11 protein-coding genes are annotated in these 12,721 nt (G+C 66.0%); 3 read left to right on the top strand and 8 right to left on the bottom strand.

Annotated features, from left to right (window positions below; all coding sequences use genetic code 11):
- Positions 1-10: 10 nt before the first annotated feature.
- Positions 11-751 (top strand): SDR family NAD(P)-dependent oxidoreductase, encoded by a 741-nt coding sequence (locus K8M09_RS05225; protein WP_160784943.1) that lies wholly within the window; start codon positions 11-13, stop codon positions 749-751.
- 207 nt (positions 752-958) lie between these two features.
- Here the strand turns inward: K8M09_RS05225 and K8M09_RS05220 are convergent, their stop codons facing one another.
- The 5 genes from K8M09_RS05220 to K8M09_RS05200 form a co-directional block, all read right to left on the bottom strand.
- Entirely contained in the window at positions 959-1,996 is a 1,038-nt protein-coding gene (locus tag K8M09_RS05220; protein WP_160784944.1) for an HlyD family secretion protein, read from the bottom strand.
- 5 nt (positions 1,997-2,001) lie between these two features.
- Complete coding sequence (locus K8M09_RS05215; protein ID WP_160784945.1) at positions 2,002-3,672, bottom strand: MFS transporter; 1,671 nt, start codon at positions 3,670-3,672, stop codon at positions 2,002-2,004.
- A complete protein-coding gene (locus K8M09_RS05210; protein WP_160784946.1) occupies positions 3,669-4,124 on the bottom strand; it encodes a MarR family winged helix-turn-helix transcriptional regulator in 456 nt (151 codons plus the stop codon). The genes K8M09_RS05215 and K8M09_RS05210 overlap by 4 nt, the downstream gene beginning before the upstream one ends.
- A gap of 137 nt (positions 4,125-4,261) precedes the next feature.
- Positions 4,262-5,113, bottom strand: coding sequence for a CDP-diacylglycerol--serine O-phosphatidyltransferase (pssA, locus tag K8M09_RS05205; protein ID WP_160784947.1), 852 nt, complete (start codon positions 5,111-5,113; stop codon positions 4,262-4,264).
- 86 nt (positions 5,114-5,199) lie between these two features.
- On the bottom strand, positions 5,200-5,898 hold the full coding sequence (locus tag K8M09_RS05200; RefSeq protein ID WP_160784948.1) for a phosphatidylserine decarboxylase: 699 nt from the start codon (positions 5,896-5,898) through the stop codon (positions 5,200-5,202).
- A 351-nt stretch (positions 5,899-6,249) separates the two neighbouring features.
- On the opposite strand from K8M09_RS05200, the gene K8M09_RS05195 reads away from it, so the two are divergent.
- Positions 6,250-6,660, top strand: a complete 411-nt coding sequence (locus K8M09_RS05195) for a VOC family protein (protein ID WP_160784949.1) — start codon at positions 6,250-6,252, stop codon at positions 6,658-6,660.
- On the opposite strand, the gene K8M09_RS05190 is transcribed toward K8M09_RS05195, so the two are convergent.
- Positions 6,661-8,589, bottom strand: a complete 1,929-nt coding sequence (locus tag K8M09_RS05190) for an ABCB family ABC transporter ATP-binding protein/permease (protein ID WP_160784950.1) — start codon at positions 8,587-8,589, stop codon at positions 6,661-6,663. It abuts the gene before it with no gap.
- 128 nt (positions 8,590-8,717) lie between these two features.
- Entirely contained in the window at positions 8,718-10,832 is a 2,115-nt protein-coding gene (locus K8M09_RS05185) for a LysM peptidoglycan-binding domain-containing protein (protein WP_160784951.1), read from the bottom strand.
- A 160-nt stretch (positions 10,833-10,992) separates the two neighbouring features.
- Here K8M09_RS05185 and K8M09_RS05180 point away from each other — a divergent pair, with 160 nt between their 5' ends.
- Complete coding sequence (locus K8M09_RS05180) at positions 10,993-11,613, top strand: LOG family protein (protein WP_160784952.1); 621 nt, start codon at positions 10,993-10,995, stop codon at positions 11,611-11,613.
- A 62-nt stretch (positions 11,614-11,675) separates the two neighbouring features.
- On the opposite strand, the gene rarD is transcribed toward K8M09_RS05180, so the two are convergent.
- Positions 11,676-12,620, bottom strand: a complete 945-nt coding sequence (rarD, locus tag K8M09_RS05175; RefSeq protein ID WP_160784953.1) for an EamA family transporter RarD — start codon at positions 12,618-12,620, stop codon at positions 11,676-11,678.
- Positions 12,621-12,721: the final 101 nt, after the last annotated feature.

The following is a 12,721-nucleotide window of genomic DNA, read 5'->3' as shown; positions in this document are numbered from 1 at the left end:
TGAAGACATCATGAGCATCGACCTGAAAGACCGCATCGCGCTGGTCACCGGCGCGTCGCGCGGTATCGGCTATTTCACCGCCCTCGAACTGGCGAAGGCCGGCGCGCATGTCATCGCCTGCGCGCGAACCGTCGGCGGGCTGGAAGAGCTGGACGATGCGATCAAGGCCGTCGGCGGCAGCGCGACGCTGGTGCCCTTCGACCTTGCCGACATGGCGGCCATCGACAAGCTCGGCGGCTCGATCTTCGAGCGCTGGGGCAAGCTCGACATCCTCGTCGCCAATGCCGGCGTGCTGGGCACGATCTCGCCCATCGGCCATGTCGAGGCGAAGGTCTTCGAGAAAGTCATGACGATCAACGTCACGGCGACCTGGCGGCTCATCCGCTCGGTCGAGCCGCTGCTGACACGCTCCGACGCCGGCCGCGCCGTCATCCTCTCCTCCAGCGCCGCGCACAAGTGCAAGCCCTTCTGGGGGCCCTATTCCGCCTCCAAGGCGGCCGTCGAGGCGCTGGCCCGCACCTGGGCCAGCGAGACGCAGCACACCGCGCTGCGCATCACCTCCTTCGATCCGGGCGCGACCCGCACCGCCATGCGCGCGCAGGCCATTCCCGGCGAAGACCCTTCGACGGTGCAGCATCCTTCCGAAGTGGCGAAGGCCATCCTGCCGCTGGTTTCGCGCGACTATGCTGAGACGGGCAAACTCTACGACATGCGCCAGGGGCGTTTGCTGGATTATCGCCTGCCGGAGTGAGCGGGCGGGCCGACAGCCCCCTCATCCGCCTGCCGCCACCTTCTCCCCGCAAGCGGGGAGAAGGAATATGCGGCACTCTCTTTCCCAGTCAAAAAACTTCGTGCTTGCAGAAGGCGTGGCATCCTTCCCTTCGCCCCGCTTGAGGGGAGAAGGTGCCGGCAGGCGGATGAGGGGCAGTCCTACTGCCTACTGCCTACTGCCTACTGCCTAATCCCCCACCACCGTCGTCACCACCACCGACAATCCCGGCGCGAGATACTTCGCAAGGTCCTGCCCTTCGTCGATGGCGATGCGCACCGGAATGCGCTGGGCGACCTTGGTGAAGTTGCCGGTCGCGTTATCCGGCCTGATAACGCTGAATTCCGAGCCGGCGGCCGGCGAGAAGCGTTCCACACGGCCGACGAGCTTTGCGTGCTTCAGCGCGTCGACGCTGACCTCGACCTTCTGGCCGGGCTTGATATAGGCAAGCTGCGTTTCCTTGAAGTTGGCGATGATCCAGGTGTCGTGCGGCACCACGGCCATGAGCTGCGTGCCGGCGGCGACATATTGGCCGAGCTTGCCCCCCACCTCGCCCACGACGCCGTCGCGGGGGGCGGTGACGACCGTGTTGGAGAGGTCGATCTTCGCCAGTTCCACCGAGGCCTGCGCGCCCGCCACGGCGGCGCGGAGGGAATCGCGACCGACGATGATCGTCTGCAGGTCCTGCTTCGTCACTTCAAGGTTCGCCTCGGCCTGCGAGACCGACGCTTCCGCCTGGTCGAGCGCGGTGCGGCTCTGTTCGCGGTCGCTCTGGGTGGCGATGCCCTTGCCGGAAAGCTCCTCGATGCGGTTCCAGTTCTCCTCGGCCCGCCGGCGGGCGGCCTTGGCGCTCGCAAGCGCAGCCTCGCTGGCGCCGATACGGGCCTTGGCGGCGTTTTCCTGCTGCTCGGAATTGGAGAGCGCCGCCGTCTGGCTGGCGAGCGTGGCCTTGGCCTGCTCGACCTTCTGGCGATAGATGCGGTCATCGAGGCGGGCGAGCACCTGCCCGGCCTTGACGGTCTCGTAATCCTTCACCGGCACATCCGTGATGTAGCCGGCGAGCTGCGGGCTGATCAGCGTCACGTAGCCGCGCACATAGGCGTTGTCCGTGGTCTGGACTTCGCTGGAAAAGGGCGGAAGCTGCCAGGCGTAGAGCACGGCGCCGATGCCGGCGATGCCGAGGACCACGGCGAGGGTCGTGGCGGTGTTGCGGATATATTGCTTCATGTCGGTCAACCTTCGATGGCCGCCTGCCCCTCGACGGGTGCGGTGGCCTCCTTGATGCGAATGTAAATCCAGTGGATGGCGAGCGCGGCGGCAGCGGCGACCGCCAGAAGCGCGATGACGAAGAATGCGTCGTTGTGGGCCAGCACGTTGGCCTCGCGCGTCACCTGCTGGCTGAGCAGCGCGACGCCCTCGGCCTTCAGCACGGCGGCGTCGGTGATCGTGCGCCCATAGGCGGCGGAAAGCTGCGAGACACGGGCGGCGACCAGCGGGTCGGCCAGCGTCATCGCCTGCGCCAGAACATTCGAATGGAATTTTTCGCGCAGCGTGATGAAGGAGCCGAACAGCGCCGAGCCGGCGAGCCCGCCGAGGCTCTGCGTCACCAGGAAGACGACGATGAAGCTGAGGATATATTGCGGCCCCTTCCTCAGCGCCATGGTGAAGCCGGCGGCGATGGCGGGCGGCAGGAACAGGCTGCCCCCGGCGGCGATCATCGCCTGGCTGAGATACATCTGCTCGGGCCGCGTCAGGTTCGTCGCATGGCTGTCCATGAACGCACCGACACCGATCAGCAGCAGCGCGATCATGTGGATGCCCGGCTCGCGCCCCGGCTTCATGATGACGGCGCAGAGGAGGCCGCCGGCAAGCGTGGCGAGCGCGACGACGCCGTAGAGATGCGTGAGCTGGTCGCTCTGCAGGCCCATGATCTGGAAGAAATTGCTGGCAACGGCCGTCTGCTCGGCGAGCATCAACCGGAAGAGAATGAGAACGGCGGCGAAATGCAGCATCTCTCGGCTGAACAGCCAGCGCAGGTCGATCAGCGGCTTTTCGCGGTTGAGTTCCAGCAAGGCGGCGATCGTCAGCGCGCCGATCATGACGACCAGCAGCTCGCCGATCCACTGGGCCTCCATCCACCAATAGGTACGGCCGGTGACGAGGATGACTGCGCCCGAGCCGAAACCGATGGCGATGAAGACATAGCTGAGAATGTCGAGCTTCTCGATGACCTTGGCGCGCGGCACCGGCGTCAGCGGCAGAAGATAGATCGCCGCGAAGGAGAGCATGGCGAGCGCGACTTCGAGATGAAGCAAGGCCCGCACGCCGCCAAGCTCGATGAGCGCGGGGGAGATGAGGCGCGTCAGCGGCGCGGCGAGGCCGATATTGGTCAAGGCCAGCGAGATACCGACCGTCAGCTTGCGCGCCGGGGTGAAGGCCTCCAGCATGTAGAGGAAGCCGAGCGAGGAGAGCGGCGCGGCGGCGATGCCGGCAAAGAAGCGCAGCACGATGGCGGAATGCAGGTCGGTGATGAAGATATGCAGCACCGAAACGACGAGGAAGACGGCAATGCCGAGCTCGGCGAAATGGCGCAGGCCATACTGGTTGCGGATCTTGATGAGGGCGAGCGACAGCGAGGCGTTCGGCGCCATATAGGCCGCCATCAGCCAGACGGCCTCCGCGCTCGTCGCGCCGAAAGGGCCTTGAAGCTGCGGGATATTGGCCGCGACGAGGTTCATGCCGAAACCCTGCGTCATGGCGAGCAGGGTCGAGGCCGCAATACAGGCGGCGGCGCGTCTTGGCGTTATGACGGGGGGAGCCGGCGGCGGGGCGGCCGGCTGCTCTGCCACCGGCTCCGCTGCATCCTCCTGCCCGCGCTCTTCGCTGGCGGGAACGGCGCTCATGCCTCGACGCTTTCCCGACAGCTCTGGGCGATATTCTCCGCCATGACGGCGAAGACCTTGACGGTGGTGGACATGTCGCCCGTCGGGATGCTCTTCAGGACGTCGGCGCGCAGTGAGCGAGCGAGATCGAGCACCTCTCTGGCAACATTTGCGCCGTAGTCGGTCATGACGATCTGCTTGGCGCGGCGGTCGCCCTCCACGGCCTGACGCTCGATGAAGCCCTGCTTTTCCATGCCGTCCAGCAGACGCACGAGCGTCGGCGTCTCGATATCGAGTTCGTGGGCAAGCTCACGCTGGTTGAGCTGCGCGCCGCGGCCGAGGATCAGCAGGGCGCGGGCGCGAGGCAGCGTCAGCCCCCTCTCCTTCACGCGGGCATCGAACAGGGCGCGCATCTTGCGCTGGACGCGGGAGAGATCGTCGAGAAGGCGTTCGCGCGGGTCGGTGGTGTTCATCTGGGTAGTCCGAACATTATTAGCTTACTATCTATTTGCTTGCTAGTTAGTCGAACCGCACCCAAAAAGCAAGCCCCGCCCACGGGTTGTGGGCGGGGCTTTGGGAAAGCTCACAGGGATGTGATTGTGCAACGAACCTAGTGGCCGTCGGTTTCCTCGGGGAACTCGCTGGTGGCCGGCGTTGCGGGCGCCGTCCAGCCGCCATATTTGCGCTGCCAGGAACGGGCGCCGAACGGCAGGGTCGCCAGATAGGCGACGACCGTCACCACCATGGTCTCCCAGGTGAAGCTCATCAGCGTGGCGACATAGAGCACGACGAGCAGGATGGCGGGCAGGACGAGGTCGCGGCGGATACGGCTGCCCTCGGACTTGCCGGACCAGACCGGCAGGCGGCTCACCAGCAGGAAGCCGATCAGCACCGTGTAGCCGGAGGCGAGAAAGCCGAAGAGCGGCCCCGGCGTGATGCCGAGGAAGCCGAGATAGACCGGCAGCAGCACGAGCATGGCGCCGGCCGGCGCCGGCACGCCGACGAAATATTCCGACTGCCACTGCGCCTTGGTCTCGCGCTCGGCCATGACATTGAAGCGCGCGAGGCGAAGGCCGGCGGCAATCGTGTAGATCAGCGCGGCGATCCAGCCGAAGGAACGGGCCTGATCGAGGATGAAGACATAGAGCACGAGTGCGGGCGCGACGCCGAAATTGACGATATCGGCCAGCGAATCCATCTGGCCGCCGAATTTCGACGTCGCCTTCAGGAGGCGCGCGATGCGCCCGTCGATACCATCGAGGAAGGCGGCGAGCAGCACCATGCCGACGGCCAGCTCGTAACGGTTCTCGAAGGCAAGCCGGATGCCGGTGAGGCCGGCGCAGATGGCCAGGACCGTGATGACATTGGGGATGATGATGCGCAGCGGAATTTCGCGCAGGCGCGGGCCGCGGGCCTCGTCGTTCGGGCCATTCGGCTCATAGGGCGGAAACGGAGTGTCCATCGTTTTTCGCTTCGTTCGTTTCGTCTGCGGCGGCTCGTCCAACTTAGATAAGCCACCGCGGCGAAGGGTCAATCACAGGCTGCCGATCAGCCGCGGCGGCTGACGACCGGGCCCTTGGCCGAGCCGAACTCCGCCAGCACCGTCTCGCCGGCAATCGCCGTCTGGCCGAGGCTGACGCGCGGCACGGCACCATCAGGCAGGAAGACGTCGAGGCGCGAGCCGAAACGGATGAGGCCGAAGCGCTCGCCGGCTTCCAGATGGTCGTTCATCGACGACCAGCACAGGATGCGGCGGGCGACGAGGCCGGCGATCTGCACGACGCCGATCGGGCCATGGGCGCTTTCGATGACGAGGCCGTTGCGCTCGTTCTCCTGGCTGGCCTTGTCGAGATCGGCATTGAGGAACTTGCCCGCGCGGTAGGCGACGCGGGCGATGCGGCCGCGCATCGGCGCACGGTTCACATGGCAGTTGAAGACGTTCATGAAGACCGAGATGCGCAGCATCGGCTGGTCGCCAAGCTCCAGCTCGGCCGGCGGCGTCACCATGGCGACGGCCGAGACGCGGCCGTCCGCCGGGGAGATGACGAGGTCGTCGTCCTGCGGGGTCAGGCGCTCGGGATCGCGGAAGAAATAGGCGCACCAGGCCGTCAGGACGAAGCCGATCCACATCAGCGGCTCCCAGAGGAGACCCAGCAGCAGCGAGACGACGAAGAAGATCGCCACGAACTTCCAGCCCTCCCGATGGATCGGCACCAGGGTGCTGCGTACCGTATCGACCAAACTCATCTTCCGACATCTCCTGATGATTTCACGCCATCGACCTAGCGTGAAAAGCCCGCCGGGGCAATGCGGCGCGGTGGATAGACCGTGGGACAGGGGCTTGGTGTGTGCGGGTTTTCGATGGAACAGCAGGTGGGATACCCCCTCTGCCCTGCCGGGCATCTCCCCCACAAGGGGGGAGATTGGATGGTGGCACCGTTTCAGGCCACCATCAGCGTTGCGATTGGAGCAAAGTGCTCGTCTCCTGCCGATCTCCCCCCTTGTGGGGGAGATGCCCGGCAGGGCAGAGGGGGTATTCCGCATTGACAGAGCAGCCGACGGAAGTGGACATTCGTCATCATTTCGGGAGGCAAGACCATGAGCCCAGAAACAGAAAAACAATCGCTCCTCACCGGCGCGGAACCAGTCCTCTACGTGACCGACTTTCCCGCCGCCCTCGCCTTCTACACACAGAAGCTCGGCTTTGCCGTGGACTTCACCTATGGCGACCCGCCGTTCTACGGCGTCGTACAGCGGGACCGGGCGCGGCTCTGCCTGCGGCTTGTGGAAGGCCCGATCTTTGCGGGAGACGTGCGGGAGCGTGAGGAACTGCTGTCGGCGTCGATCACGCTCGACAGCGCGGCGGCCATCGAGCGGCTGTTTCTCGAGTATCAGGCAGTGGGGGTGCCTTTCCACCTGAGGCTTACGACGCAGCCGTGGGGCGCGAGGAACGTCATCGTCCGCGATCCGGACGGCAACCTGATCCTCTTTGCCGCCCCCGCCGACTGATCACTCCGCCGCCGGCACGCCGCGCGTGACGATGCCGAGATCGTCGCTTTCGCGCACCTGCTTCAGCCGCTCCTCGGCCTGCACGGCCTCGCGCTGGCGGTTCCACATGGAGGCGTAGAGGCCGTCGTCGCGCTGCATCAGCTCGCCATGCGTGCCGCGCTCTGCGATCACGCCGTCTTTCAGCACGATGATCTCGTCGGCCGAAATGACCGTGGAGAGGCGATGAGCGATGACGAGCGTCGTGCGGTTCTTCGACACGACATCGAGCGCCGCCTGGATTTCCTGCTCGGTGCGCGTGTCGAGCGCCGAGGTCGCCTCGTCGAGAATGAGGATCGGCGGGCTTTTCAGGATCGTGCGGGCGATGGCGACGCGCTGCTTTTCGCCGCCGGAAAGTTTCAGGCCGCGCTCGCCTACCATCGCCTTGAAGCCATCCGGCAGGTGCCGGATGAAGGTGCCGATCTGGGCGGCCTCGGCCGCAGCGGTGACTTCCTCGTCGCTCGCGCCGGGGCGGCCGTAGCGGATATTGTAGGCGATGGTGTCGTTGAAGAGCACGGTATCCTGCGGGACCATGCCGATGACCTTGCGCAGGCTCTTCTGCGTGACGTCGCGCACATCCTGCCCGTCGATGGTGATCGCACCCTCTTGCACATCGTAGAAACGGTAGAGCAGGCGCGAGAGCGTCGACTTGCCCGCGCCGGAAGGGCCGACCACGGCGACAGTCTTGCCGGCCGGCACCTCGAAGGAGATGCCCTTGAGGATCGGGCGCGCCGGATCGTAGGCGAAATGCACGTCCTTGAAGGAGATCGCGCCATCGGCCACGGCAAGCTCGACCGCGCCCGGCTTGTCCTGCACTTCCTGCTCCACTTCCAGCAGGTCGAACATCTGCTCGATATCGGTGAGGCCCTGACGGATTTCGCGGTAGACGAAGCCGATGAAGTTGAGCGGGATGGCAAGCTGGATCAGCATAGCGTTGATGAAGACGAAGTCGCCGACCGTCTGCTCGCCGCGCTGCACGGCAAGGGCGGACATGGCCATCATGATCGCCATGCCGACGCCGAAGATCAGCGCCTGACCGAAGTTCAGCCAGCCGAGCGAGGTCCAGACCTGCGTGGCGGACTTTTCGTAACGCTCCATCGACTGGTCGAAGCGGCGGGCCTCCATCTCTTCGTTGCCGAAATATTTGACGGTCTCGAAGTTGAGGAGCGAGTCGATGGCCTTGGTGTTGGCCTCCGTATCGCTGTCGTTCATCGAGCGGCGGATGGAGATGCGCCAGTCGCTGGCCCGCACGGTGAACCAGATATAGAGCCAGACGGTGACGGCGGTGACGAGCAGATATTGCAACCCGTAGCCCTGCCAGAAGACGGCGGCGGTCAGCAGGAATTCGATGAAGGTCGGCACGCTGTTGAGGATCGTGAAGCGCACGATGGTCTCGATGCCCTTGGTGCCGCGCTCGATGACGCGCGACAGGCCGCCGGTGCGCCGCTCCAGATGGAAGCGCAGCGACAGGCGGTGCAGGTGCACGAAGGTGCGGTAGGCGAGCTGGCGCACCGCATATTGCCCGACGCTGGCAAAGAGCGCGTCGCGAAGCTGGTTGAGGCCAGCCTGCAGGATGCGCGCGCCGTTATAGGCCAGCACCAGCATGACGGCACCGAGCAGGAAGGTCGGCAGCAGGCCGACGGCATCCGGCTTGTTGTTCAGCGCATCCGTCGCCCATTTGAAGAAATAGGGAACGAGCAGCAGCACGATCTTGGAGATCAGCAGGAAAACCGAGGCCCAGACGACCCGCATCTTCAGGTCCGGCCGGTCCGAGGGCCACATATAGGGCCAGAGGTTCACCAGCGTCTGGAGGAGATTGCTGTGCTCGGCCGAAACCGTCTTTTTCGTCGTTGTCGCCACGCTGGCCTCCGCCGGGCTTGCGCCCGGCCTCATGTCCGGCTCCCGCGCCGGCGCGCGTTACCGAATTATCCGAATGAAAATGCGGCGCCCGGTGGGGCGCCGCATTGCGGAGATAGGACCTTGCCGACCGTTTCGCAACGGCCGGCCGGAAATAACAGCGGTCAATTTCCGCGCACGCGCTTGCGGTGCAGCTCTTCCGCCTCGGCGTCGCTCTCCACCGTCTTGTCCGGCACGCCGAAGACCTGGCCGGGGATGATGCGGTCCGGATTGGCGATCTGGTCCTCGTTGGCGAGGTAGATCGTCGTATAGCGCACGCCCTTGCCGTAGATGCGGCGGGAAATCTGCCACAGCGTATCGCCGCGGCGGATGATGACCGAGGTCTTGCTTTCCTTCAGCGGCGCCTGCTCGACGGTCGCCGGCTCTTCCGCGGCGGCCTCGCCATCGGTCGCCGATCCGCTGGCGGCGGTCGTCGCGCTTTCGGCGGCGCTTACCGACGGCATGCCCTCGAGCGCGACGAGCGCCGGCTGGTAGGCATCCCTGCCCGCATCCGCCGGGATCGCGGCGAGACGATCGAGCGCCGTCGAGGCCCAGCCCTTCAGCTTCTCGATGGCGGCGGCGACATCAACCGCCGCATCCGCCGGGGCGACAAAGCCCGTGATGCCCTTCAGTGCATCCTCGAGCGCGACGCGCGCGGTGCGGATTTCCGCCGGCTCGGCATTGCGGCCATCGGCGAAGAGCGCGGCGAACTGCTGCTGGAGGGTTGCGGCCTGCGTGGCCAGCCGCTCGATGGAATTGCCCGCGGCAGCCTTGACGTCGCCCGCGACGACCTCCGCCTTGTCGATGGCCGGCGCCAGCGCATCGGCGACCGCCGTCTCGATCGAACCGAGCGCCTCGCCGACAGCGCCGGCATCGGCAGGCAAGGCCTGGAGGCGGGAGAGCGCGGAAGCCGCGGCGGCCGAAGCCTTGGCGGCCATGGCGCGGGCAGCTTCGCCCTCTTCCTCGCCCGGCTTGAACTCGGCCAGCGACTTCAACGCGATTTCCGTCGCCGAGCGGGCGGCGGCCAGTTCTTCCGCACTCGGCAGGTGGCCGTTCGCATAAAGGCCCTTGAGGAGCGCAATCGCCTTGTCGGCCTCGGCGCGCAGCTTGTCGAACGCGCCGCCGCCGATAAGGCCGAGCGCCGGACCGGCATCGCTCGCCGCGCCCTCCTGCGCCACGACGGCGACCTGTTCGCCCTCCGGCCTGTCGAACGGAACGGAAGCGCGGAAATCGACCTTGCTGCCGTCCGCACTCATCACGTCGGCGCGCACGCTATGGCGGCCGACCGGCAGGTCGATCTCGCCATCGACGACATAGCGCCCCGCGTCATCGGCCTTCGCCTCGCCGACGAGCGTATCGTTGGCATAGATGCGCACCAGCGCGCCGGGCCGGGCCGTACCGGCAATGAACATGCGCTTGCCTTCCAGCTCGACGGCCGAGACATGGGCCTCGGCCTTGACGGCCAATGCGGCCGTCGCCGCGGCGTCGCCGGCGGCCTGCTGCGTCTGTGCGCCTTCGGCCGCACCGCCGGTCTGCGCGGATGCGACCTCGCCGGCAGCCTGTCCGGCCGTCGTCGTGGCGGTGCCGGCAGCCTTTGCGGCCGCGTCCGGCACGGTGATCAGGCGGCTCGCCTCGCCCGGCCGGGAGACCATGGCGAGCAGCTCGCCGCTGCCGTCCTTGGGCACGGAGACGGTCGCCACCTCTTCGGAGGTCTTCGTGGCGCCCTTGTCGTCCTTCGTGTTGAGGGTGAGCTGGTAGTCGCCGGCGGCCAGCGGCTGATCGAAGACGGCGGCGAAATCGCCCGAGGGGCCGATATCGGCCGTCGCGACGACCGTTTCTCCGTTGCGGATTTCCAGTTTCGTGTTCGGCTGGCCGCGGCCGGCGATCACGGTGGAGCCATCGGGCTCGACGCGCAGGAGATCGAAGGCGGGCGTGACCCATGCGGCCGCGGCGTCGGCCGGTTTCGCATCCGTCTTGGCCGTTTCTTCCCTGGTGGTTTCTTCAGTCGCAGTGGCGGCCGCGTTCGTCTCGCCCTCGGTCTGGGCGGGCGTGGAGCGGGCCTGTTTGCCGTCTGCCGTCGTGGTTTCACCACCGCCCTCGGCGGGCTTGCCGACGAGCGTCGCGACAGGCGTTTCCGCCGGCTTTTCCTTGTTCATGTTGGGCAGCACGAAGAAAACCATGAGCAGCGTCGCCGCCGCCAGCACGATCAAGGCCACCAAGCCGGTCCTGTTCTTCATCATCGACTCTCTCTCTGTCCCGGTTTCCCGGGAGTCCCTGCGCAAACAGCTATCGATTCCGGGGGCCGCGCACAAGCTTTCGGGGCTGTTGCCGGCCGCCTGTCCGGGCTTTTTCTCCGCCATCGTCCTTGACGGGCCGCCGGGCGGGTGGCTGAATCCCGCCATGAGCGAACAAACCCTGCCGATTCGATCCGTCTGCGTCTATTGCGGCTCCCAGCCGGGCCGCGATTCCGCCTATGTCACCGCCGGAAGGCAACTCGGCAAGGCGATGGCCGAAAACCACCTGCGGCTCGTCTATGGCGGCGGCACCAAGGGCGTCATGGGAGCCGTCGCAAGCGGCGTGCTTTCGAACGGCGGCCGCGTCACCGGCATTATACCCGAATTCCTCGTGGATATGGAGGCCACCCGTCATTCGCTGGGCCAGCTCAGCGAACTGATCGTCACGCCGGACATGCACGAGCGCAAGCACAAGATGTTCGACCGCGCCGACGCCTTCGTGGCGCTTCCCGGCGGCATCGGCACGCTGGAGGAGATCGTCGAGGTGATGACCTGGGCGCAGCTCGGCCGCCACCGCAAGCCGATGGTCTTCGCCAATATCGGCGGCTTCTGGGATCCGATGATGAAGCTCATCCGCCACATGGCCGACGAAGGCTTCATCCATACCGCCCACCTCGTCCAGCCGCTCGTCATCGACGAGCCGGAGGAGATCGTCACGACGCTGCTCGACCATTGGGCCGGGCAGGTCGACCGCGAGGGCGAGGCCGGGATCATTTCGCGGCTCTAGGAACGACTTTCCCGCAACGGCAAAAGAAAAGCCGGAGGTTCAGCGCCTCCGGCTTTTGCGTTTCATTCAGCGGGTTTCAACTCCGCCGCCGCGAGGCGCTTGGCGCGGGCCGTGCTCAGCATGGAGCCGGAATAGATGATCAGCGCCACCCAGATGAAGGCGAAGGCGACGAGCTTGGCCGTGCCGAAGGGCTCGCCGAAAACGAAGACGGCGATGACGAAGATCATCGTCGGGGCGATGTACTGCATGATGCCGATGGTGGAGAGGCGCAGGAGTTTTGCGCCATTGGCGTAGATCATCAGCGGGATCGCCGTGACGACGCCGCAGGAGAGCAGCCACAGCATGTCCGCCATACCCGTATCGCCGAAATGGCCCTGCCCCGTCGATTCGAGCCAGATCACATAGCCGATCGCCGGCACGCTGAGCAGCAGCACTTCGAGGAAGAAGCCCTGGTTCGGGCCGATCGGAAGCGTCTTGCGGAAGAAGGCGTAGAGGCCCCAGGACAGGCACAGGCTGAGCGACACCCATGGCAGGCCGCCGGCATCGAAGGCGAGGATCGCCACCGCGCAGGCGGCAAGCCCGATCGCCACCATCTGCGCCGGCGCCGGGCGCTCCTTCAGCAGCACCGCGCCGAGGAAGATCGAAAAGAGCGGGTTGATATAGTAGCCGAGCGCCGTCTCCAGGGCGCGGTCCGCGGCGATGGCCCAGACGTAGATGCCCCAGTTGATGGTGATGAGCGTCGCCGTCAGCGCCGCCATGGCGAGCATGCGCGGCGAGCGCAGCGCCACCTTGATATCGTCCGTGCGGCCGAGCCAGACCAGCACGAGGCCCGCAAGCGGCACCGACCAGATGATACGATGCGCCACCACTTCGGTGGACGGAATATGCGCAACGGCCTTCATGAAGAAGGGCAGGAAGCCCCAGAGCACATAGGCTGTGAGAGCGAAGGCAAAACCGCGCGGCGAATCGCCGGTCTGGGGGCCGCTGGAGGAATTGGCGTCGGCCATGGTGTCATTTCCCGTCGATTATCGGATTTTCCGACGGAAATACTCCAATGGCCGTGAATGCACCAATTCATTCCGGTGAAGGGATGAATGAGCGAGGCTGA

This window comes from Shinella zoogloeoides, from assembly GCF_020883495.1.
GTDB classification, from domain to species: domain Bacteria; phylum Pseudomonadota; class Alphaproteobacteria; order Rhizobiales; family Rhizobiaceae; genus Shinella; species Shinella zoogloeoides.
This window is presented reverse-complemented; position numbering and strand designations above follow the sequence as displayed.

What these genes read in the sequence shown, in the direction of transcription:
- K8M09_RS05225 (WP_160784943.1), top strand. Translation starts at nt 11, where the DNA reads ATGAGCATCGACCTGAAAGACCGCATCGCGCTGGTCACCGGCGCGTCG.
- K8M09_RS05220 (WP_160784944.1), bottom strand. Translation starts at nt 1,996, where the DNA reads ATGAAGCAATATATCCGCAACACCGCCACGACCCTCGCCGTGGTCCTC.
- K8M09_RS05215 (WP_160784945.1), bottom strand. Translation starts at nt 3,672, where the DNA reads ATGAGCGCCGTTCCCGCCAGCGAAGAGCGCGGGCAGGAGGATGCAGCG.
- K8M09_RS05210 (WP_160784946.1), bottom strand. Translation starts at nt 4,124, where the DNA reads ATGAACACCACCGACCCGCGCGAACGCCTTCTCGACGATCTCTCCCGC.
- pssA (WP_160784947.1), bottom strand. Translation starts at nt 5,113, where the DNA reads ATGGACACTCCGTTTCCGCCCTATGAGCCGAATGGCCCGAACGACGAG.
- K8M09_RS05200 (WP_160784948.1), bottom strand. Translation starts at nt 5,898, where the DNA reads ATGAGTTTGGTCGATACGGTACGCAGCACCCTGGTGCCGATCCATCGG.
- K8M09_RS05195 (WP_160784949.1), top strand. Translation starts at nt 6,250, where the DNA reads ATGAGCCCAGAAACAGAAAAACAATCGCTCCTCACCGGCGCGGAACCA.
- K8M09_RS05190 (WP_160784950.1), bottom strand. Translation starts at nt 8,589, where the DNA reads ATGAGGCCGGGCGCAAGCCCGGCGGAGGCCAGCGTGGCGACAACGACG.
- K8M09_RS05185 (WP_160784951.1), bottom strand. Translation starts at nt 10,832, where the DNA reads ATGATGAAGAACAGGACCGGCTTGGTGGCCTTGATCGTGCTGGCGGCG.
- K8M09_RS05180 (WP_160784952.1), top strand. Translation starts at nt 10,993, where the DNA reads ATGAGCGAACAAACCCTGCCGATTCGATCCGTCTGCGTCTATTGCGGC.
- rarD (WP_160784953.1), bottom strand. Translation starts at nt 12,620, where the DNA reads ATGGCCGACGCCAATTCCTCCAGCGGCCCCCAGACCGGCGATTCGCCG.